22 protein-coding genes are annotated in these 21,960 nt (G+C 61.0%); 11 read left to right on the forward strand and 11 right to left on the reverse strand.

Annotation, left to right across the window (positions count from 1 at the left end):
• Nucleotides 1–42: 42 nt before the first annotated feature.
• Nucleotides 43–1,497 (reverse strand): tRNA uracil 4-sulfurtransferase ThiI, encoded by a 1,455-nt coding sequence (thiI, locus tag IB241_RS10865; RefSeq protein ID WP_192298395.1) that lies wholly within the window; start codon nt 1,495–1,497, stop codon nt 43–45.
• A gap of 334 nt (nt 1,498–1,831) precedes the next feature.
• Here thiI and glnA point away from each other — a divergent pair, with 334 nt between their 5' ends.
• The 4 genes from glnA to ntrC all read left to right on the forward strand — a co-directional run bounded on the left by glnA (nt 1,832) and on the right by ntrC (nt 6,770).
• Nucleotides 1,832–3,238 carry a type I glutamate--ammonia ligase gene (gene glnA, locus IB241_RS10870; RefSeq protein ID WP_192298396.1) on the forward strand — a complete coding sequence of 469 codons (1,407 nt, stop codon included), beginning with the start codon at nt 1,832–1,834 and terminating at the stop codon, nt 3,236–3,238.
• Nucleotides 3,239–3,531: 293 nt separating this feature from the next.
• Nucleotides 3,532–3,957, forward strand: coding sequence for a cupin domain-containing protein (locus IB241_RS10875; RefSeq protein WP_192298397.1), 426 nt, complete (start codon nt 3,532–3,534; stop codon nt 3,955–3,957).
• A gap of 294 nt (nt 3,958–4,251) precedes the next feature.
• Nucleotides 4,252–5,337 carry a nitrogen regulation protein NR(II) gene (gene glnL / locus IB241_RS10880; RefSeq protein ID WP_010213871.1) on the forward strand — a complete coding sequence of 362 codons (1,086 nt, stop codon included), beginning with the start codon at nt 4,252–4,254 and terminating at the stop codon, nt 5,335–5,337.
• Nucleotides 5,334–6,770: a nitrogen regulation protein NR(I) gene (ntrC, locus tag IB241_RS10885; RefSeq protein ID WP_192298398.1), complete on the forward strand. Its 1,437-nt coding sequence runs from the start codon at nt 5,334–5,336 to the stop codon at nt 6,768–6,770. Before glnL ends, ntrC begins: the two co-directional genes overlap by 4 nt.
• A gap of 548 nt (nt 6,771–7,318) precedes the next feature.
• Here the strand turns inward: ntrC and IB241_RS10890 are convergent.
• Nucleotides 7,319–7,759: a hypothetical protein gene (locus IB241_RS10890; RefSeq protein ID WP_192298399.1), complete on the reverse strand. Its 441-nt coding sequence runs from the start codon at nt 7,757–7,759 to the stop codon at nt 7,319–7,321.
• On the opposite strand from IB241_RS10890, the gene IB241_RS10895 reads away from it, so the two are divergent.
• Entirely contained in the window at nt 7,758–8,213 is a 456-nt protein-coding gene (locus tag IB241_RS10895) for a tRNA (cytidine(34)-2'-O)-methyltransferase (RefSeq protein WP_192298400.1), read from the forward strand. The two genes, IB241_RS10890 and IB241_RS10895, sit on opposite strands and share 2 nt — an antisense overlap.
• 128 nt (nt 8,214–8,341) lie before the next feature.
• Here the strand turns inward: IB241_RS10895 and secB are convergent, their stop codons facing one another.
• Genes secB through IB241_RS10910 form a run of 3 tightly spaced genes read right to left on the reverse strand, consistent with a single transcriptional unit; the run spans nt 8,342 to nt 9,522 of the window.
• Nucleotides 8,342–8,821, reverse strand: a complete 480-nt coding sequence (gene secB / locus IB241_RS10900; protein ID WP_192298401.1) for a protein-export chaperone SecB — start codon at nt 8,819–8,821, stop codon at nt 8,342–8,344.
• Between the two features lie 34 nt (nt 8,822–8,855).
• On the reverse strand, nt 8,856–9,107 hold the full coding sequence (gene grxC / locus IB241_RS10905) for a glutaredoxin 3 (protein ID WP_192298402.1): 252 nt from the start codon (nt 9,105–9,107) through the stop codon (nt 8,856–8,858).
• Nucleotide 9,108: 1 nt separating this feature from the next.
• Nucleotides 9,109–9,522, reverse strand: a complete 414-nt coding sequence (locus tag IB241_RS10910) for a rhodanese-like domain-containing protein (RefSeq protein ID WP_192298403.1) — start codon at nt 9,520–9,522, stop codon at nt 9,109–9,111.
• A 151-nt stretch (nt 9,523–9,673) separates the two neighbouring features.
• Here IB241_RS10910 and gpmI point away from each other — a divergent pair, with 151 nt between their 5' ends.
• From gpmI to IB241_RS10940, 6 genes are all read left to right on the forward strand, one after another.
• Nucleotides 9,674–11,200: a 2,3-bisphosphoglycerate-independent phosphoglycerate mutase gene (gene gpmI, locus IB241_RS10915; RefSeq protein ID WP_192298404.1), complete on the forward strand. Its 1,527-nt coding sequence runs from the start codon at nt 9,674–9,676 to the stop codon at nt 11,198–11,200.
• 259 nt (nt 11,201–11,459) lie between these two features.
• Nucleotides 11,460–12,755: a murein hydrolase activator EnvC family protein gene (locus IB241_RS10920; RefSeq protein ID WP_192298405.1), complete on the forward strand. Its 1,296-nt coding sequence runs from the start codon at nt 11,460–11,462 to the stop codon at nt 12,753–12,755.
• Between the two features lie 30 nt (nt 12,756–12,785).
• A complete protein-coding gene (locus tag IB241_RS10925; RefSeq protein ID WP_192298406.1) occupies nt 12,786–14,102 on the forward strand; it encodes a S41 family peptidase in 1,317 nt (438 codons plus the stop codon).
• Between the two features lies 1 nt (nt 14,103).
• On the forward strand, nt 14,104–14,889 hold the full coding sequence (locus IB241_RS10930) for a divergent polysaccharide deacetylase family protein (protein ID WP_192298407.1): 786 nt from the start codon (nt 14,104–14,106) through the stop codon (nt 14,887–14,889).
• Between the two features lie 66 nt (nt 14,890–14,955).
• Nucleotides 14,956–16,545 carry a serine protease gene (locus IB241_RS10935; protein WP_192298408.1) on the forward strand — a complete coding sequence of 530 codons (1,590 nt, stop codon included), beginning with the start codon at nt 14,956–14,958 and terminating at the stop codon, nt 16,543–16,545.
• Nucleotides 16,546–16,624: 79 nt separating this feature from the next.
• Complete coding sequence (locus tag IB241_RS10940; protein WP_192298409.1) at nt 16,625–17,890, forward strand: Vps62-related protein; 1,266 nt, start codon at nt 16,625–16,627, stop codon at nt 17,888–17,890.
• On the opposite strand, the gene IB241_RS10945 is transcribed toward IB241_RS10940, so the two are convergent.
• The 6 genes from IB241_RS10945 to hisB form a co-directional block, all read right to left on the reverse strand.
• Nucleotides 17,843–18,598 carry a substrate-binding periplasmic protein gene (locus tag IB241_RS10945; protein ID WP_192298410.1) on the reverse strand — a complete coding sequence of 252 codons (756 nt, stop codon included), beginning with the start codon at nt 18,596–18,598 and terminating at the stop codon, nt 17,843–17,845. The genes IB241_RS10940 and IB241_RS10945 overlap by 48 nt on opposite strands.
• A 66-nt stretch (nt 18,599–18,664) precedes the next feature.
• Nucleotides 18,665–19,435: an imidazole glycerol phosphate synthase subunit HisF gene (gene hisF, locus IB241_RS10950; protein ID WP_003171107.1), complete on the reverse strand. Its 771-nt coding sequence runs from the start codon at nt 19,433–19,435 to the stop codon at nt 18,665–18,667.
• A gap of 79 nt (nt 19,436–19,514) precedes the next feature.
• Nucleotides 19,515–20,264: a 1-(5-phosphoribosyl)-5-[(5-phosphoribosylamino)methylideneamino]imidazole-4-carboxamide isomerase gene (gene hisA / locus IB241_RS10955; RefSeq protein ID WP_192298411.1), complete on the reverse strand. Its 750-nt coding sequence runs from the start codon at nt 20,262–20,264 to the stop codon at nt 19,515–19,517.
• 90 nt (nt 20,265–20,354) lie between these two features.
• Nucleotides 20,355–20,615 (reverse strand): DUF2164 domain-containing protein, encoded by a 261-nt coding sequence (locus IB241_RS10960; RefSeq protein ID WP_192298412.1) that lies wholly within the window; start codon nt 20,613–20,615, stop codon nt 20,355–20,357.
• The gene (gene hisH, locus IB241_RS10965) at nt 20,616–21,254 is read right to left on the reverse strand and encodes an imidazole glycerol phosphate synthase subunit HisH (protein ID WP_192298413.1); all 639 of its coding nucleotides are present in this window, start codon (nt 21,252–21,254) and stop codon (nt 20,616–20,618) included.
• Nucleotides 21,254–21,847, reverse strand: coding sequence for an imidazoleglycerol-phosphate dehydratase HisB (hisB, locus tag IB241_RS10970; protein WP_003218037.1), 594 nt, complete (start codon nt 21,845–21,847; stop codon nt 21,254–21,256). Before hisB ends, hisH begins: the two co-directional genes overlap by 1 nt.
• Nucleotides 21,848–21,960: the final 113 nt, after the last annotated feature.

The raw sequence follows: 21,960 nt of genomic DNA on the forward strand, positions 1-21,960 counted from the left end.
GGGGGCCGGTGACGCAGGCCACAGGCAAACAGCCCCGGGCTCTTAGCTCGGTCGATAAACGCGCACATTGGCATGCCCCTCACTGAGCAAATGGTGGGCATGCAGGCGACTCATCACGCCTTTGTCGCAATACAGCAGGTACTGACGGCTGTTATCCAGTTCCTTGAAACGCGCGTTCAATGCATAAAACGGCAGCGTTTGTACGTCGATGCCAGGAATCTCCAGCGGCTCATCTTCAGCGGCATCCGGGTGACGGATGTCGATGACGATCTGGCCGGCCAGGGCTTCGCTGACTTCTTCGATCTTCACGTCCTGGCCCAGTTCGTCGATGACACGATCGATAGGGACCAGCTTGGCGTTCTCGAGCGCACGCTCCAGAACCGCCATGTCGAACTGTTGTTCTTCGTACTCCACGCGGTTGCGCTTGGCGTGGGTCTTGGGGTTCACCGAGATGACCCCGCAATATTCAGGCATGTGCTTGGCAAAATCCGCCGTGCCGATTTCTTCGGCCAGGTCGATGATGTCCTGCTTGTGACTGGCGATCAGCGGGCGCAAGACCAGCTTTTCGGTGACGCAATCGATCAGCGACAGGTTCGGCAGCGTTTGGCTGGACACCTGGGAGATTGCTTCACCCGTCACCAGGGCGTCGATCTGCAACTGATCGGCGATCCGGGACGCAGCGCGCAACATCATACGCTTCAATACCACGCCCATATGACTGTTATCGACTTTGCCGAGAATTTCGCCCAGCACTTCTTCGAACGGTACGCTTACAAATAGCACGCGTTGGGAGCTGCCGTACTTCTTCCAGATAAAGTGCGCAACTTCCATCACGCCCAATTCGTGTGCACGCCCGCCCAGGTTAAAGAAGCAGAAATGGCTCATAAGGCCGCGGCGCATGATCTGGTAGGCGGCAACCGTGGAATCGAAGCCGCCGGACATCAGGACCAGGGTCTGTTCCAGGGCGCCCAGCGGGTAACCACCGATGCTGTTGTGCTGGCTGTGGATGACAAACAACCGTTGGTCGCGAATTTCCATGCGCACTTCAATTTGCGGCGCTTTCAGGGAAATTCCGGCGGCGCCGCACTCGCGACGCAGCTTGCTGCCGACGTATTTCTCGACATCCATGGAGCTGAAGGTGTGCTTGCCAGCGCGCTTGCAACGCACCGAAAAGATCTTGCCTTCAAGCTCGCTGCCGTAGTGCTGCTTGCACTTCTCGGTGATGTCGTCGAAGTCGCCCAGCGGGTACTCATCCACCTGCAGGAAATGCGCGATGCCCGGCATGCAGCTCAGGCGCTCGGTCATGTCCTTCAAGGCTTTGGCGTCGGTAATGCGGGTTTCCAGCTCGAGATTGTCCCACACGCCGTTCACCACCACAGCCGGGTCCAGGTCACGGAGCACGGCACGGATGTTCTTGGCCAATTGACGGATGAAACGCGTCCGTACCGGTCGGCTTTTGATGGTGATCTCGGGGAAGACTTTAACGATTAATTTCATGGAAACAGCGCGCGCCGGGCCTGCTGAAAAAGGGGGGCGCGGATTATAGCGGAAATCGCTCAAGGTTTAACCAGTTAATATGCATCGGACTGCAAGCGCACTAAAGCAGTGCATTTTCCAGTGCAAGCGCTACATTGCGGTGCGCCATTTTCGGGCTTTTGTCGCAATGCACCTTTATAGGGGCGTTTTTGGACCAGAAAACCCATGTTGGCGCACTGGCATGCAATTTGCTCTCTTGTGAGGCAGGTTGCCATGGCGGACTATCCGCGCCGGCATCACCCACATTCTAAGGGCTAACTCCACTACCCCAGCCCGAAGCCACCCGGAGGACACTATGTCGAAGTCGGTTCAACTCATCAAAGATCATGACGTTAAATGGATTGATCTGCGCTTCACGGACACCAAAGGCACTCAGCACCACGTGACCATGCCGGCTCGCGACGCGCTGGAAGACGACTTCTTCGAAGTTGGCAAGATGTTCGACGGTTCCTCCATCGCTGGCTGGAAAGGCATCGAAGCCTCCGACATGATCCTGCTGCCGGACGACGACTCTGCCGTACTGGACCCGTTCACCGAAGAGCCGACCCTGATCCTGGTCTGCGACATCATCGAACCTTCGACCATGCAAGGCTACGATCGCGACCCGCGCGCCATCGCCCACCGCGCCGAGGAATACCTGAAGACCACCGGTATCGGTGACACCGTCTTCTGCGGTCCTGAGCCTGAGTTCTTCATCTTCGACGAAGTGAAGTTCAAGTCCGACATCTCCGGCTCCATGTTCAAAATCTTCTCCGAGCAAGGCTCGTGGATGTCCGACCAAGACATCGAAGGCGGCAACAAAGGCCACCGTCCAGGTATCAAAGGCGGCTACTTCCCGGTTCCTCCGTTCGACCACGACCACGAAATCCGTACCTCCATGTGCAACGCACTGGAAGAAATGGGCCAAGTCGTTGAAGTTCACCACCACGAAGTGGCAACTGCCGGCCAGAACGAAATCGGCGTCAAGTTCAACACCCTGGTGAAGAAAGCTGACGAAGTTCAAACCCTGAAATACGTTGTCCACAACGTTGCCGATGCATACGGCCGCACCGCGACCTTCATGCCTAAGCCTCTGTACGGCGATAACGGTTCGGGTATGCACGTTCACATGTCCATCGCTAAAGATGGCAAGAACACCTTCGCTGGCGAAGGTTATGCCGGCCTGTCGGAAACTGCCCTGTTCTTCATCGGCGGTATCATCAAGCACGGTAAGGCCCTGAACGGCTTCACCAACCCGGCGACCAACTCCTACAAGCGTCTGGTTCCAGGCTTCGAAGCACCGGTAATGCTGGCCTACTCGGCGCGCAACCGTTCCGCTTCGATCCGTATTCCTTACGTCAACAGCCCACGCGGCCGTCGTATCGAAGCACGCTTCCCGGACCCGGCTGCCAACCCATACCTGGCTTTCGCAGCCCTGCTGATGGCTGGCCTGGACGGTATCCAGAACAAGATCCACCCTGGCGACGCCGCCGACAAAAACTTGTACGACCTGCCGCCTGAAGAGGCCAAAGAGATCCCACAAGTGTGCGGCAGCCTGAAAGAAGCCCTGGAAGAGCTGGACAAGGGCCGTGCGTTCCTGACCAAAGGCGGCGTGTTCAGCGACGACTTTATCGATGCCTACATCGCCCTGAAAAGCGAAGAAGAAATCAAGGTTCGTACCTTCGTACACCCACTGGAATACGAGCTGTACTACAGCTGCTGATCCGGTAGCGCTGCTTAAAGTAGCGTGATGAAAAAGACCTCCTTCGGGAGGTCTTTTTTTGCCCGGGATTCAGTCGCCCGGGGTATCGCGGCCGAGCATCTGCACGCCCGGCGCACTCGGTTGGTGGATGCCCGGACGGCATCGCGAGCCTTGCCTTCCGTCGCTTCAGATACGCTGAACAAAAGGGTGCTGACAATTGTGTACGCGGCCTACTTGATTTGAAGCACCGTCCTGCATCTTCACTTGGATAAGTCGCCATAGCCTGACCGTTCACTTACAGAACAGGATGGACCATGGACACTCTCAAGCTCTTGATTGCAGCAGCGTCGGGCTTATCGTTGCTGGGCTGCAACAGCCAGCCAAAGGGCGCCGTACAGATCGAAAAGGAGGTGCTGCTTGAGCGCAGCGAGTCGTGGGACGGCGAGCCCTACAAAGCCTACCCCTCCGGGCCGCCGCAGCTCACGCTGATAAGGCTCAGGATTCCTGCGCACACGCAATTGCCATGGCACACCCACCCAATGCCTAACGCCGCCTATATCGTCTCCGGAGAATTGACCGTTGAAACCCGCCAGAGCGGGGTTACTCGCACATTGAGACAAGGGCAAACCCTCGCCGAGATGGTGGGCACCGAACATCGTGGAGTCACCGGCGACACCCCCGTCGAACTTCTGGTCTTTTACGCCGGTACCGCGGGCATGCCGCTTTCCGAGCAACGTTGACCCACCGGCTATCGAGGATCGTTTTCACCACACACAGAAAGCGATCCGCCCACCACTTCCTGAACAACAGGCACAAAACCGCACTATATTGGTGCAACTGACTGCACCCTTCACACCCGCCAGCCCATTTTGGTTCGAAACTACCCGAGCAAGCTGGCAGAACGCCACAGATTCGCGCCTTAAACCCCTATTCCAGGGCATTTACGCTTCTTTTCGGAGCCTTGGTTTGGTTTTTGCATTTTCCTTGTATCAGCGTGTGCCTCAAGCCCGCGCCTTGCTCCAAAAGAGGTCCTGATGACCATCAGTGATGCACTGCACCGTTTGTTACTCGACAACCTGACCACCGCGACCATCCTGCTCAATGACGACCTGCGCCTTGAGTACATGAACCCGGCGGCGGAGATGCTCCTGGCCATCAGTGGTCAGCGCAGCCATGGGCAGTTCATCAGCGAATTGTTCACCGAGTCGGCCGAAGCCTTGAGCTCGCTGCGCCAGGCGGTGGAGCAGGCACACCCGTTCACCAAGCGCGAGGCGATGCTCACCGCACTCACCGGCCAGACGCTGACCGTCGACTACGCCGTAACCCCGATCCTCAGCAATGGCGCCACCCTGCTGCTGCTCGAAGTTCACCCCCGCGACCGCCTGCTGCGTATCACCAAGGAAGAAGCGCAACTGTCCAAGCAGGAGACCAGCAAGATGCTGGTGCGCGGCCTGGCCCACGAGATCAAGAACCCCCTGGGTGGCATCCGTGGCGCCGCGCAATTGCTCGCCCGCGAGCTGCCGGACGACAACCTCAAGGACTACACCAACGTCATCATCGAGGAAGCCGACCGCTTGCGTAACCTGGTGGACCGCATGCTCGGCTCCAACAAGCTGCCCTCCCTGGCGATGACCAATGTGCACGAGGTCCTGGAGCGCGTTTGCCAGCTGGTCGAGGCCGAAAGCCAGGGCTGCATCACCTTGGTGCGCGACTACGACCCAAGCATTCCCGACGTATTGATCGACCGCGAACAGATGATCCAGGCCGTGCTCAATATCGTGCGCAACGCCATGCAGGCCATCAGCAGCCAGAACGAGTTGCGCCTGGGCCGCATCAGCCTGCGCACCCGCGCCCTGCGCCAGTTCACCATCGGCCACGTGCGCCATCGCCTGGTGACCAAGGTCGAGATCATCGACAACGGCCCCGGCATTCCTGCGGAACTCCAGGAAACCATCTTCTTTCCCATGGTCAGCGGCCGCCCGGACGGTACCGGGCTGGGCCTGGCCATTACCCAGAACATCATCAGCCAGCACCAGGGTCTGATCGAATGTGAGAGCCATCCTGGCCACACCACGTTCTCGATCTTTCTGCCTCTGGAACAAGGAGCCCCATCGACATGAGCCGTAGTGAAACTGTCTGGATCGTCGATGACGACCGTTCTATCCGCTGGGTCCTCGAGAAAGCCTTGCAACAGGAAGGCATGACCACCCAGAGCTTCGACAGCGCCGACGGCGTGATGAGCCGCCTGGCACGCCAGCAGCCCGACGTGATCATCTCCGACATCCGCATGCCCGGCGCCAGTGGCCTGGACCTGCTGGCGCGCATCCGTGAGCAACACCCGCGCCTGCCGGTGATCATCATGACCGCGCACTCGGACCTGGATAGCGCTGTGGCGTCCTACCAGGGCGGCGCCTTTGAATACCTGCCCAAACCGTTCGACGTGGACGAGGCGGTGGCGCTGGTCAAGCGCGCCAACCAGCACGCCCAGGAACAGCAAAGCCAGGAAGCCCCACCCGCCCTGGCCCGCACCCCGGAAATCATCGGCGAAGCGCCGGCGATGCAGGAAGTGTTTCGCGCCATCGGGCGCTTGAGCCACTCCAACATCACCGTGCTGATCAACGGTGAGTCGGGTACTGGTAAAGAGTTGGTGGCCCACGCCCTGCACCGTCACAGCCCACGGGCGGCCTCGCCGTTCATCGCGCTGAACATGGCGGCAATTCCCAAGGACCTGATGGAGTCCGAGCTGTTCGGCCACGAAAAAGGCGCGTTCACCGGCGCAGCCAACCTGCGCCGCGGGCGTTTTGAACAGGCCGACGGCGGCACCTTGTTCCTCGATGAAATCGGCGACATGCCGGCCGACACCCAGACACGCTTGCTGCGCGTACTGGCCGATGGCGAGTTTTATCGCGTGGGCGGGCACACGCCGGTCAAGGTCGACGTGCGCATCATCGCGGCGACGCACCAGAACCTCGAAACCCTGGTGCATGCGGGCAAATTCCGTGAAGACCTGTTCCACCGTCTCAACGTGATCCGTATCCACATCCCGCGCATGTCGGACCGTCGCGAAGACATCCCGACCCTGGCCCGCCACTTCCTCAGCCGCGCCGCCCAGGAACTGGCCGTCGAGCCGAAGCTGCTGAAAAGCGAGACCGAGGAATACCTGAAGAACCTGCCGTGGCCCGGCAACGTGCGCCAACTGGAAAACACCTGCCGCTGGATCACCGTAATGGCGTCCGGCCGCGAAGTGCACATCAGCGACCTGCCGCCGGAGCTGTTGAGCCTGCCGCAGGACTCGGCGCCGGTAACCAACTGGGAGCAGGCATTGCGCCAATGGGCCGACCAGGCCCTGGCACGCGGCCAGTCGAACCTGCTGGACAGCGCCGTGCCGGCGTTCGAGCGCATCATGATCGAAACCGCCTTGAAGCACACCGCCGGTCGCCGTCGCGATGCCGCGGTGTTGCTGGGTTGGGGGCGTAATACCCTGACACGCAAGATCAAGGAATTGGGAATGAAGGTTGACGGTGGAGATGATGATGAGGGCGATGACGCCTGATTCTCAGCTCCACTGAAAATCCAATTTGGTAGCGGGCTTGTGTGGGAGCGGGCTTGCTCGCGAATACGGTGTAACAGGCACACATGTTCTGTCTGAGCCACCGCTTTCGCGAGCAAGCCCGCTCCCACATTTGGATCGCCATAAACTTCGGGGATGTGCACCGCTTGAATGCACCATGAACCGGCATCGGGCACAGGTTTAGCGCTTCAAATCCTGGCCGCGCTGAAAAAAACAACAGCCAGAAACCACCAAAGCCCCGTATTCCGGGGCTTTGCGCTTTCTGTAGTAATTTTTTGGCACAACTCGGCCACTCTGGCACGCACCCTGCAATAACCCCTGTACAACCCGGTTTCGGGGACCTTGGTACAGGCAGGCCGAGAATCCCCTCTTTACACCCTGGGGTGCTTGATGCGAACCGCGTCGCGCCCCGCCCCCGTTTCGGGAACCTCGGTACAGGCAGGCCGGGGCTTCCCTCTTTAACACCGAAGTCGTTGCGGCTTCAGCCCGTTTTGGGAGCCCTGGTACAGGCAGGCCGGGAACTCCCTCTTTTATTGCTCCTGGAGATGGATCTCCAACCGCCAGCGGCCGTCGGCCTTCTCGCCCTTCCACTCCCCGCGCAACGGCCGAGCCGCCACCAGGTTCAGCAGCAAGCCGCCATCGGTCTTGCGCACGCGCCAGTTCACATCCTTGTCATTGACCTTGAGTTGCCCGCCGGCGGCCTTGCCCTTGGCGTCGAACAGCAGCGCCACGGTGCCATCGATCAGCTCGCCATGCAGCTTGGGTTCGCTGTTGAACCACACCACCACACCGTCCGCGGCGGTCTCGACCTGTTGCAGTTCAACCGGGTCCGGCGTGGTCAGGCGGCCAATCATCAGCCCGACCATCATGCCGACAATCGCCAAAGAGCCCATGACCCTTGGCATTAGCTTCGGCCTTGGGTCGTCTTCGGGGGTAGAATGCAGCGCATCTTTACCTTCGGAGCCGTGCATGTTTCACGTCATCCTTTTTCAACCAGAAATTCCGCCGAATACCGGCAACGTTATCAGGCTGTGCGCCAACAGCGGCTGCCACCTGCATTTAATCGAGCCCCTGGGCTTCGACATGGACGATAAACGCCTGCGCCGTGCCGGGCTGGACTACCACGAGTACGCCACGCTCAAGCGCCACGCCGACCTGGCCAGCTGCCTGGAAAGCCTGGGCCACCCACGGTTGTTCGCGTTCACCACCAAGAGCTCGCGGCCGTTCCATGATGCCAGCTTTGCCGAAGGCGACGCCTTCCTGTTCGGCCCGGAAAGCCGTGGCCTGCCGGCCGAGGTGCTGGATGCCTTGCCTGACGGGCATCGCTTGCGCCTGCCAATGCGCGAGGGGTGCCGCAGCCTGAACCTGTCCAACACCGTGGCCGTCGCTGTTTACGAAGGCTGGCGCCAGCTGGGCTTTAGATAGCACCGCATAACAAATGTGGGAGCGGGCTTGCTCGCGAAAGCGGTGTGTCAGTCACTGAAAATATCGACTGATGGACCGCATTCGCGAGCAAGCCCGCTCCCACATTTAGTTCTGCGTCAGGTTCAGGATTACTGAACCGTCGAAGAACCTTCCTGTTGCATGCGCTGCAGCTCTTGCGCGTACAGGGCATCGAAGTTCACCGGAGCCAGCATCAGCGCCGGGAACGAGCCACGGGTGACCAGGCTGTCCAGGGTCTCACGGGCATACGGGAACAGGATGTTCGGGCAGAACGCGCCCAGGGTGTGGCTCATGGAGGCTTCGTCCAGGCCCTGGATCAGGAAGATACCGGCCTGTTGCACTTCAGCGATGAAGGCAACTTCTTCGCCGTTCTTGACGGTGACCGACAGGGTCAGCACGACTTCGTGGAAGTCGCCTTCCAGTGCTTTTTGACGGGTGTTCAGGTCCAGCGAGACGCTTGGGGTCCATTCCTGACGGAAGATGGCCGGGCTTTTCGGCGCTTCGAACGACAGGTCACGCACGTAGATGCGCTGCAGCGAGAACTGTGGGCTTTGGTCTTGCGCAGCTTCGGTGTTCTGTTGGTCAGTCATCGCAGATCCTTGTGATCTTGGGGTCTTTTAGGGGTTAGGCGAGCAGCGCATCAAGCTTGCCGGCGCGCTCCAGGGCAAACAGGTCGTCGCAACCACCGATATGCCGGGTGCCGATCCAGATCTGCGGCACGGACGTGCGCCCCGCTTTCTGGGCCATCTCGGCACGCACCTGGGGCTTGCCGTCGACCTTGATCTCTTCGAAGGCAACGCCCTTCTGCTCCAGCAAGGCCTTGGCCCGCATGCAGTAAGGGCACCAATCGCTGGAATATACGACAACCTGGCTCATATCACTTCACCAGCGGAAGGTTGTCGGCTTTCCAGCTGCCGATACCGCCGGACAGTTTGGCGGCGGTGAAACCGGCCTTGAGCATTTCGCGGGCGTGGGTGCCGGCGTGTTGGCCCTGGGCGTCGACCAGGATAATGGTCTTGGCCTTGTGCTTTTCCAGCTCGGCCATGCGCGCGACCAGCTTGTCCTGTGGAATGTTCAGGGCACCGACGATATGGCCGGCGGCAAATTCCTTGACCGGGCGGATGTCCACGACAACGGCCTCATCCTTGTTGACCAGCGCGGTCAGCTCCGATGTGCTCAGGCTGCGGCCACCACGGCTCATCTCGTGAGCGATCAGCAGCGCCAGCAGGATGACGAAGGCACCCACGAGCAGATAATGGGCAGTGGCAAATGCAATCAGGTGATCAACCATCAAGGAGGTTCCAGGGCGTTAAAATGGCGGTAAGTATACACAGCCGTCAGGGGGGGCCAACCCCCGTAAAGCGGTGACGCGGTTGGAACTTCGCTTTAAACTGCCACTCCCTTTTCAATCGCCTTCCTTTATTACCGCCACGAGAGGATCTATGACTACTACGCCTAAACCTTTGGTCCTGATAATTCTCGATGGCTTCGGACACAGTGAAAGCCACCACGACAACGCGGTGTACGCGGCCGACAAGCCGGTCCTCGACCGCTTGACCGCCAGCATGCCCAACGGCCTGATCTCGGGTTCCGGCATGGATGTCGGCCTGCCGGACGGCCAGATGGGCAACTCGGAAGTCGGCCACATGAATCTGGGCGCCGGACGAGTGGTCTATCAGGACTTCACCCGCGTCACCAAAGCGATCCGCGACGGCGAGTTCTTCGAGAACCCGACCCTCTGCGCCGCCGTCGATAAAGCTGTCGCTGCCGGCAAGGCCGTGCACTTCATGGGCCTGCTGTCCGATGGCGGCGTGCACAGCCACCAGGACCACCTGGTCGCCATGGCCGAGCTGGCCTTCAAGCGCGGTGCCGACAAAATCTACCTGCACGCCTTCCTCGACGGCCGCGACACCCCGCCGAAAAGCGCGCAATCGTCCATCGAACTGCTCGACGCCGCCTTCGCCGCCCTGGGCAAGGGCCGCATCGCCAGCCTCATCGGCCGCTACTTCGCCATGGACCGCGACAACCGCTGGGACCGCGTGTCCCAGGCCTACAACCTGATCGTCGACGGCCAGGCCGAGTTCAACGCCGCCACCGCCCAGCAAGGCCTGGAAGCCGCCTACGCCCGTGGCGAAAGCGACGAGTTCGTCAAAGCCACCACCATCGGTGAGCCGGTCAAAGTCGAAGACGGCGACGCCGTGGTGTTCATGAACTTCCGCGCCGACCGTGCCCGCGAACTGAGCCGCGTGTTTGTCGAGGATGACTTCAAAGAGTTCAAGCGCGCGCGCCAGCCGAAAGCGCACTACGTCGGCCTGACCCAATACGCCGCCAGCATCCCGGCCCCCGCCGCTTTTGCACCGGGCAGCCTGGAAAACGTGCTGGGCGACTACCTGGCGAAAAACGGCAAGACCCAGCTGCGCATTGCCGAAACCGAAAAATACGCCCACGTGACCTTCTTCTTCTCCGGCGGCCGTGAAGAACCGTTCCCGGGCGAGGAGCGCATCCTGATCCCGTCGCCAAAAGTCGCCACCTACGACCTGCAGCCGGAAATGAGCGCACCGGAAGTCACCGACAAGATCGTCGACGCCATCGACAACCAGCGTTACGACGTGATCGTGGTCAACTACGCCAACGGTGACATGGTCGGCCACAGCGGCAACCTCGCCGCCGCGATCAAGGCCGTGGAATGCCTGGACACCTGCGTCGGCCGTATCGTCGAGGCTCTGGAGAAAGTCGGTGGCGAAGCGCTGATCACCGCCGACCATGGCAACTGCGAGCAGATGTCCGACGAATCCACCGGCCAGGCCCACACCGCCCACACCACCGAGCCGGTGCCGTTCATCTATGTGGGCAAGCGCGACCTGAAAGTGCGCGAAGGCGGCGTGCTGGCGGATGTGGCGCCGACCATGCTCAAGCTGATGGGGCTGGAGAAGCCGGTTGAAATGACCGGCACTTCGATTCTGGTCTGATCCAAAGCACACCACCAACCCCTTGTGGGAGCGGGCTTGCCCGCGAATGCGCTCGTGCAGTCGACATCTTCAGTGACTGACACACCGTATTCGCGGGCAAGCCCGCTCCCACATTGGTTTTGCGTCGTCTGGAAGATGTCCTTTTGCCATCCCCCCACCGCTCGGCACCTATCTTGCCCACCAGCCCGAATTGGGCGTTTTTTTTGCAGCGCTTGCCGGGCATACTAGGCCGTCCATTTCCCTGGTGTCGCCCGCCTCTATGCTTCGCGCCCTGATTACCCTTGCCCTTGCCTGCCTGCTCCAACCGGCGTTTGCCGATGAGCGCGCACAAACCCAACAACAGTTGGACGCCACGCGTCAGGACATTACCGAGCTGAAAAAGCTGCTCGGCAAGCTCCAGGAAGAAAAATCCGGGGTGCAGAAAGACCTGCGCGGCACAGAGACCGAGATGGGCAAGCTGGAGAAGCAAGTCCAGGAGCTGCAAAAAGAACTAAAGAAGAGCGAGTCGGAACTGGAGCGACTCGACGCTGAGAAAAAAAAACTCCAGGGCGCCCGCGTTGAACAGCAACGCCTGATCGCGATCCAGGCCCGTGCCGCCTACCAAAGCGGCCGCCAGGAATACCTCAAGCTGCTGCTCAACCAGCAGAATCCGGAAAAATTTGCGCGCACCCTCACCTATTACGACTACCTGAGCCAGGCGCGCCTCGCGCAATTGAAGGGTTTCAACGAAACCCTGCGCCAACTGGCCAACGTCGAACAGGAAATTGCCGACCAGCAATCGCAGCTGCTCGACCAGAAAACCGCCCTGGACACCCAGCGCGACCAACTGGAGCAGGTGCGCAAGGAACGCCAGCTGGCCTTGGCCAAGCTCAATGACGACGTAAAAGCCCGCGACGCCAAGCTGCAGGCCCGCGAGCAGGACCAGGCCGACCTGGCCAAAGTGCTCAAGACCATTGAAGAAACCCTGGCGCGCCAGGCACGCGAGGCTGAAGAAGCGCGGCAAAAAGCGCTGATCGCCCAGCAGGAAGCGGAAAAAAAGCGCCAGCGTGAGGCCGAGCTGGCCGCCAGCTCGGACGCCCCGGCGCCGCGTAAACCGGCGCATGCAGCCCCTGGCCCACTGGTTTCCAGCGCCGGCGAGAACTTTGGCGGCCCTTTTGCTTCAGCCCGCGGCAAACTTCCATGGCCTGTTGATGGTCGATTACTGGCACGCTTTGGGGAAACCCGTGGCGATGACACCCGCGCCAAGTGGGACGGCGTGATGATCAGCGCCTCCGCCGGTAGCCAGGTGCATGCCGTTCACGGTGGGCGCGTGGTGTTTGCCGATTGGCTGCGGGGCGCCGGTTTGTTGGTGATTTTGGATCACGGTAATGGCTATTTGAGCCTTTATGGCCACAATCAGACATTACTCAAGTCGGCAGGTGATGTTGTAAAAGCCGGTGAATCCATCTCCACTGTCGGTAACAGTGGTGGCCAGGACACCCCGGCGCTGTACTTCGCTATTCGTCAGCAGGGTCGCCCGAGCGATCCTGCACAATGGTGCCGTTCCCAAGGATAGGGCCGCACCTACATTAGGAGTTCGTTCGACATGCTGCATTTGTCCCGCCTCACTTCGCTGGCTCTGACGATCGCCCTGGTGATCGGCGCGCCTCTGGCTTTCGCCGACCAGGCCGCACCGGCTGCACCTGCCGCCTCGGCCGCGACCACCAAGGCGCCGTTGCCGCTGGACGAGCTGCGCACCTTCGCCGAGGTCATGGACCGGATCAAGGCAGCCTATGTCGACCCCGTAGACGACAAGACCCTGCTGGAGAATGCCATCAAGGGCATGCTCAGCAACCTCGACCCGCACTCCGCCTACCTGGGCCCGGAAGATTTCGCCGAGCTGCAGGAAAGCACCAGCGGTGAATTCGGCGGCCTGGGCATCGAAGTCGGCGCCGAAGACGGCAACGTCAAGGTCGTCTCGCCCATCGATGACACCCCGGCGTCCAAGGCCGGCATCCAGGCCGGCGACTTCATCGTCAAGATCAATGGCCAGCCTACCCGTGGCCAGACCATGACCGAAGCCGTCGACAAGATGCGCGGCAAGATCGGCCAGAAAATCACCCTGACCCTGGTGCGCGACGGCGGTGCGCCATTCGACGTGACGCTGACCCGCGCGACCATCACGGTCAAGAGCGTGAAGAGCCAGTTGCTGGAGTCGGGCTACGGCTACATCCGCATCACGCAGTTCCAGGTCAAGACCGGCGACGAAGTGGCCAAGGCCCTGGCCAAGCTGCGCAAAGACAACGGCAAGAAACTCAACGGCATCGTGCTCGACCTGCGCAACAACCCCGGTGGCGTGTTGCAGGCGGCGGTGGAAGTGGTCGACCACTTCATCACCAAGGGCCTGATTGTGTACACCAAGGGCCGTATCGCCAACTCCGAGCTGCGTTTCTCGGCCACGGGCAACGACCTCAGCGAAGGCGTGCCCTTGGCCGTGCTGATCAACGGCGGCAGCGCCTCGGCCTCGGAAATCGTCGCCGGCGCCCTGCAAGACCAGAAGCGCGGCGTGCTGATGGGCACCACCAGCTTCGGCAAAGGCTCGGTGCAAACCGTGTTGCCGCTGAACAACGACCGCGCCCTGAAGATCACCACCGCGCTGTACTACACGCCGAACGGTCGCTCGATCCAGGCCCAGGGCATTGTGCCGGACATCGAAGTACGCAAGGCCAAGATCACCAACGAGGCCGACGGCGAGTACTACAAGGAGGCCGACCTGCAAGGTCACCTGGGCAATGGCAACGGCGGTGCCGACAAGCCTAGTGGCAGCGGCGTCAAAGCCAAGCCGATGCCGCAGGACGATGACTACCAACTGGCCCAGGCGCTGAGCCTGCTCAAGGGCTTGAGCATCACCCGCAGCCGTTGATATGCGTTTTGCCCTGATCATCGCTGTGCTGTGCAGCCTGGCAGGCGTCGCGCAAGCGGCCCCTGCCGGCGCGCTGCACAAAGCCTACCTGACCCTCATCATCGACGACCTTGGGCAAAACCTGCCCAGGGATCGCCGTGTATTGGCTCTGCCCGGTCCAGTAACCACCGCGATCATGCCCGACACGCCCCACGCCGCCGAATTCGCCCGCGAGGCGCACAAGGCCGGCAAGATCGTGATCCTGCACATGCCCATGGACCCGGCCACCGGCCCGTTCGCCTGGCACCCCGAGCTGCCCATCGAAGAGCTTGGCAAGCGCCTGGACGCCGCGTTCAAGGCCGTACCCTACACCGCCGGCATCAACAACCACATGGGTAGCCGCATGACCGCGCAACCGGCAGCCATGGCCTGGTTGATGGATGAGCTGCAACGGCGCAACAAGTTCTTTGTCGACAGCCGTACCAGCGCGCAGACGGTGGCCGCCGCCCAAGCGCAGAAGATCGGCCTGGCCAGCGTTTCCCGCGACGTGTTCCTGGATGACGAACGCACCGAAGCGGCGATCACCACGCAACTGCAGACCGCAATCAAGCTGGCCCACAAACAAGGCTCGGCAGTGATGATCGGCCACCCGTACCCGCAGACCCTGGCGGTACTCGAGCGTGAATTGCCCAAGCTCAAGGCCCAGGGCGTGGACTGGATCGACATCAAGCTGATGATCAGCCTACGCAGCAACCAGGCGATGGCCGGGCATGGCAAGGACGGCACCTATCGTCCCGCAGCTAGGTAAGTACCACCCATCCCCAACCCCGGTCCTGAATAGTGCGCCTTTAGGTTCACGCTTACAGGACACTTCATGAACATCAGCCACCTCACACTCTGCGCCCTGCTGCTCGGCAGCCTCAACGGATCACTCATGGCTGCACCGCGGGATTTCGGCGAAGGCCTGCCGAACAGCAGCCCCGCACGCATGCTCAGCAACGCGCGCCATGAACACGACCACTGGAATGGCGTCGGCCGTATTCGCAACGAAGCCCAGACCCTGTGTACCGCCACGTTGCTGGACACCCGCGACGCCGCCGGAAAATCCGGCCCGGCCTACGTACTCACCAGCAGCCATTGCCTGCACCGCCTCAACGGCGCAGTGCAAAAGGACCTGCCGATCAAAGGCAGCATCAGCTTCAACTACTTCGACGACACCCTGGAGTCGATCAAGACCTATTCGCTCAAGACCCTGAAATGGGGCAGCAGCCAAGGCATGGACCTGGCCATTATCGAATTGCAGACTTCACTAGCGGCCTTGCTCAAGGCCGGAATCAACCCACTCAAACTCGCCGAAGAAGTCCCTGCCGATGGCAATGACATCCTTGCCCTGACCGCTCCGGAATGGGACACCCTGCACCTCGGCGCATGCGTCCAGCAAAGCTCCCAAGAGCTGGTGGAGCAACCGTTCGTATGGCGCGTCACCCTGAAAAACCAATGCCCGGGCATCATGCGCGGCAGCTTTGGCGGGCCTCTGCTCGACCGCGCAACCAACACCGTGTTCGGCATTCTCAGCACCAGCACCAGCGGCCAACCCGAGGAGCGCAAATGCCAGCGGGACGCGCCGTGCGAGGTCAACCAAGGCCAAGCCTCCTGGCACGCCGAGACCAACTATGGCAGCCCGGTGACGTTCCTCAACCGCTGCTTCGCGGCCGGGGTATTGAAACCCGACAGCGAGTACTGCGACCTCTTCCCGACAACCACGATCACCTTCAAAAATCCGGAGCCGATCCAGCAGTACTTCATCAAGCAGCCTGGCACCAAAGGCAAGGACATCGTGCCGCGCTGGAACCTGGCCTTCACCACCAACACCCCGTTCTACCGTTACAAGACCACACGCCGTGCGATTGACTGCGAAAACCCGGTGCACTACAGCTCGCCCATCAACGCCGAAAACGCCCACATCAACGATGCCATCGGCCCACAGACCGGCATGCAGATGCTGTGCATCGTCGGCGTAGCTTCCGCCGAACAACCTGTGACCAACGGCATGATGCGCAACGCGTTGACCCTGGCCGTCGAACTCGCCGAACCCGGGCCGGCGCGCACGCCCAACCTGACGATCAGCCTCGACAAACATGGGCTGGGGGCCTACACCGTGATCTGGAACCTGGCCTCGCCATTCATGCATCGCTACACCTACAAATATGGCCCGGCCGCGACCACCGATTGCCTGCGTCCTGCCGCCTACTTGCCAATCCCACCCCCACCATTGCTCGGCGAAGAGGACGAGGACGAGCCCATTGACCTGGTGCGGCCCCTCAATGACTTCCCTGGGATGCAGACGGAAAAGTTCGCCCAACTGATCAACGTCAGAAACACGCCGATCAAGATTTGCACGTATGCATTCGACCAGGCCGACCAACCTTCAACCCTGCGGGTCGATCTGCTCAAGCCGCGCTGAATGCGCCCTACATAGCTACCGCTGGACGCCGCCGGGATTGACCGATAGTGCCCCCTCCAATCAACTGGAGAGATTCCCCATGAATCCGCTGCAATTCAACGACCTGCTCATCAGCTTTACCTGCGAGTTCCTGCCGCTGTGGAACGACAAGGGGTCAGGCGCCCACCGCACCATCGGCCTGTGGCGGCCCAGCACGACATCCGACGCCCTCAGTCAGTTTTTCCCACTGGGCGACATCGCCACCGGCAGCTATCGCAACATCAATCAACGCAAGATCGTCGCCGTGGTCAGCGATGCCAACAAGGTCAATGGCACCGCACTGCGCCCGCCGGCAGACTATGAACAGGTGTGGAAGGATGCAGGCTCGGGTGCGCGAAACGATTTTTCCATCTGGCGGCCGCTGCCACCTGAAGGCTATGTAGCTATGGGCCTGGTATGCGGCGTAGGTTATGAAAAACCTTCGAGCAATGCCGTGCGCTGTGTGCGCGCCGACCTGGTGACGAGTGCCCAGCCCGGCGATTTGATCTGGAGCGACGAGGGCAGTGGCGCCTCTCGGGACTTCAGCGCCTGGTCGATCAGAGTGCCGGACGCAGCGCCCGGCGAGATCAACCTGGCGCCCGGGACGTTCGTCGCCAACGCAAGCTACACCCGGCCCACCCAGCCGACCTACGCACTGCGCCTGCCCCTCAGCGTGCCACTGAACGAACTCCCGCCACCGCCGGCCCTCAACAGTTACGCGGGCCCCGACGAGGCGGCAACCACGCCCACGACCCATGTATGCCTGCTGCCGTGGTTCAGCGTCAAAGACCCGGAGTTGAATGCCATCGAACAGCTGCAGTCCTCACCGACCTACCGCCTGGAACGCACCGACCGCCATCTGTTCGCCGGCTTCGGCCACAACACCACCGACACCAGTCAACCGTTCATGTGGACCGCCAACAAGGGCGAAACAGGCAACCATTCCAGGGCCCTGGCCGCGACGACCTGCGTCGACCTGTGCAGCGAATGGCCACCCAAATACCGTGTATTCGAATTGAATTTCTCGGCGCATCTGGAACAGGACTTCACCCACACCCAACGTTCGGCCAAGGGCTGGAATCAAGCCTCGTCGCTGGACATCATCACCTACGTTCCCGCCAACAAGGCCGTCGCCGCTTACCTGATCCAGAGCGAATACCGCTTGCTGCGCCAGGACGGCAGCCAGGTGTCGACCACCGTCAGCTACACCAGCGGCGATCAAATCTATATGAGTGAATTTCCCCGCGAAGAATCGCCGCCGGCGGTGACGCAAGCCGCGCTAGAGGTAGCGAGCCATGATCTCGTCGATGAGACCGTCGCGCCGTAGCTGATCGAGCGTCGCCTGCAGCTTGAGCACCACCTCGTCCGGCACTTGCTTGTTGAGCGCCAGGTACAACTGCGCACTGTTGAAGCGCAGCACGGTCTTGAGGCCGGTGACGCCCACCTGGCGGGCGAGGTAGCGCCCGGCGGGATCGCCGGTGGCCCACAGGTCGATCTGGCCATCGAGCAGCTTTTGCGCATTGTCCTGGTCGCGCAATACCACTACCGGGTTGAGGCCCTGCTTCTCCAGGGTCTGGGCAATGGCATCGCCCTTGTACGCGCCGATCCTGTAACGGCGCGCGTGTTCCAGGTCAGTCAGTTGGATCTTGCTGTCGGCCTTGGCCAGCAGCACCCAATCGTCCGGACCGATGGGGCCGACCCATTTGAACTGGGACTCGCGGTCCGGCAGGCGAGCCATCACGAATACGCCGTAGCCGGGTTTTTCCAGGGCGAGCTTGTAGATGCGCTCCCAAGGAAAACGTAGGGTCAGGTTGTAGGAAATGCCGGCACGCTTGAAGGTCTCGCGGACGATGTCCACGGCAATGCCTTCGATGTTCTCTTCCTTGGCGAAGTTCTTGCCGTTCTTCGCCATGTTGTACGGCGGGAAGTTTTCCGTCAGCAGCACCAGGGAGGTGTCGGACGGCTCCTCGGCGTGGGCAGAACCGGCCAAAAGAATGGAGGTACTGGCGAGGACGAGCAGAAGATCTTTGAACATGAAGGTTACCGGAATCCATGGCAAGCGCAGAGAGTGCCCCGCGCCTGCCATGGTGTCCAGCAGCGTTTAGCGAACGACGATACCGCGCGCCGCCATGTAGGCCTTGGCCTCGGGAACGGTGTATTCGCCAAAGTGGAAAATACTCGCCGCCAGTACCGCACTGGCGTGGCCTTCGATGACACCGTCGGCCAGATGTTGCAGGTTGCCGACGCCGCCGGAGGCGATCACCGGGATACCCAACGCATCGCTGATGGCGCGGGTTACGCCCAGGTCGAAGCCGTTTTTCATGCCGTCCTGGTCCATGCTGGTCAGCAGGATTTCACCGGCGCCCAGGCCTTCCATTTTCATCGCCCACTCCACCGCGTCCAGGCCGGTCGGCTTGCGACCGCCGTGGGTGAAGATCTCCCAGCGCGGGGTTTCGCCCGGGCCGGAGACTTTCTTGGCGTCGATGGCCACCACGATGCATTGCGAGCCGAAGTGCTGCGCGGCTTCGCCGACGAACTCCGGGTTGAACACGGCGGCGGTGTTGATCGAAACCTTGTCCGCACCGGCATTGAGCAGGTTGCGGATGTCTTGCACGGTACGCACGCCACCGCCCACGGTCAGCGGGATAAACACCTGGCTGGCCATGCGCTCGACGGTATGCAACGTGGTGTCGCGACCGTCGACGCTGGCGGTGATGTCGAGAAAGGTAATCTCGTCGGCACCTTGCTCATCGTAGCGACGGGCGATTTCCACCGGGTCGCCGGCGTCACGGATGTTCTCGAACTTGACGCCCTTGACCACGCGACCGTTGTCGACGTCCAGGCAAGGGATGATGCGCTTGGCTAAAGCCATAGACTTAATCTCCGATTAAGAAGCTTTAAGCTACAAGCGGCAAGTTAGAGCAGATCTGCTGTAACTTGCCGCTTGAAGCTTACGGCTTGGAGCTACTCGCGTAGGCGTCGCAGTAAGCCTGGGCTTCGGCGACGTCCAGGGTGCCTTCGTAGATTGCGCGGCCGGTGATCGCGCCGATGATGCCGGGGGCCTTGGCGTCCAGCAGCGACTTGATGTCACCCAGGTTGTGAATGCCGCCCGAAGCGATCACCGGGATTTTGGTCGCCGCAGCCAGCGCCGCAGTGAACGGCACGTTGCAGCCCTGCATCATGCCGTCTTTGGCGATGTCGGTATAAACGATGGCAGAAACGCCGTCGGCTTCGAACTGCTTGGCCAGGTCGATCACCTGCACCGTGCTGATTTCAGCCCAGCCGTCGGTGGCGACGAAACCGTCCTTGGCGTCCAGGCCCACGATCACTTTGCCCGGGAACGCGCGGCAGGCTTCGGCGACGAAGGCCGGGTCTTTGACGGCCTTGGTGCCGATGATCACGTAGCTCACGCCGGCCTTGACGTAGTGCTCGATGGTTTCCAGGGAACGGATACCGCCACCGATCTGGATCGGCAGGTTCGGGTAGCGCTTGGCGATCGCCGTGACCACTTCACCGTTCACCGGCTGGCCTTCAAAGGCGCCGTTCAGGTCCACCAGATGCAGACGACGGCAGCCCCCTTCCACCCATTTGGCAGCCATGCTCACCGGATCATCGGAGAACACGGTGGAGTCTTCCATGCGGCCTTGGCGCAGACGTACGCAGGCGCCGTCCTTGAGATCGATAGCGGGGATAATGAGCATGCTTTTCCTTCGTCAAAGAGCTGCAAGCTGCAAGCTATTAGCTGCAAGCAAGCACGCGTATCAATTCTTGCAGCTACAAGCTTGAAGCTTTCAGCTACTTTTTTCTAAAGCCCACAGGTCGCTTTCGATGCTTTCGAAGCGCTCTTTGAGCAGCGTCTGTGCGTCGAAAATCGCCCTGTTGTAATAGTGCGGAGCAACTTCGGTGGTGAACAGTTCGAGGATCTCGGCGACCTCGAACGAACCCAGCTTCAGCTCGAAGCGATCTTCCATGAACCGCTTGATCTTGAGGGTAGCCTCACTCTCCTGTTCGGGCGTGAGGTTCAAGAGCGGCAACTTCGGCTTCTTGGCCATTTACCAGCTTCCGTTCCAGGTGGCGAAGTTCTGCAGCAATTGCAGGCCATGGGTATGGCTCTTCTCCGGGTGGAACTGCACGGCAAAGCGCGCACCTTCGGCCAGCGCGGCGGCGAAGTCGACGCCGTAGTGCCCGTCACCCACCACCTGGCCCGGGTTACCGGCGGCGATGTAGTAGCTGTGCACGAAGTAGAAACGCGCCAGGTCCGGGATGTCGTGCCACAGCGGGTGATCGACGGTCTGACTGACCTCGTTCCAGCCCATATGCGGCACTTTGAGGTGTGCGCCGTCTTCATGCAGGTCCTTGCCGAAGAACTTCACCTGGCCCGGGAACAGCCCGATGCAGTCGACGCCGTCGTTCTCTTCACTGCGATCGAGCAAGGCTTGCATGCCCACGCAGATGCCGAGGAACGGACGGTCCTGGCTGACTTCACGCACCAGGCTGTCGAAGCCCAGGCGGCGGATCTCGGCCATGCAATCGCGAATCGCGCCAACGCCGGGGAATACCACCCGGTCGGCTTCGCGAATCACGTCTGCGTCGCTGGTGATCAGCACCTTGCCGGCACCTACGTGTTCGAGGGCCTTGGCCACCGAGTGCAGGTTACCCATGCCGTAATCGATAACCGCGACCGTCTGCATTACAGGACGCCCTTGGTCGAGGGCATTTGCCCGGCCATGCGATCATCCAGCTCCACGGCCATGCGCAGGGCGCGGCCGAAAGCCTTGAACACGGTTTCGATCTGGTGGTGGGTGTTGGTGCCGCGCAGGTTGTCGATGTGCAGGCTGACAAGTGCGTGGTTGACGAAACCCTGGAAGAATTCCTGGAACAGGTCGACGTCAAAACCGCCCACGGTGGCGCGGGTGTAGGGCACGTGCATCTGCAGGCCTGGGCGGCCGGAGAAGTCGATGACCACACGCGACAGCGCTTCGTCCAGCGGGACATAGGCGTGGCCGTAGCGACGGATGCCTTTCTTGTCGCCGATGGCCTTGGCAAATGCCTGGCCGAGGGTGATGCCAACGTCTTCCACCGTGTGGTGGTCGTCGATGTGCAGGTCGCCCTTACTGACGATATCCAGGTCGATCAGCCCATGACGGGCGATCTGGTCCAGCATGTGCTCAAGAAAAGGTACACCGATATCAAATCGGGCCTTTCCGGTGCCATCCAGGTTGATCGAGGCTTTGATCTGGGTTTCCAGAGTGTCGCGCTCGACGGACGCCTTACGTTCGGCCATCACCAGCTCCGCAAAATCATTGGGCGAAAAAGGCAGCCATTATAGGGGCGCGGGCGCCAAACAGAAACATCGGAGGGGATAAGACTGATGGAGTGTCGAGGATAGACATGTGC

The organism is Pseudomonas sp. PDM05, assembly GCF_014851685.1.
Classification (GTDB): Bacteria; Pseudomonadota; Gammaproteobacteria; order Pseudomonadales; family Pseudomonadaceae; genus Aquipseudomonas.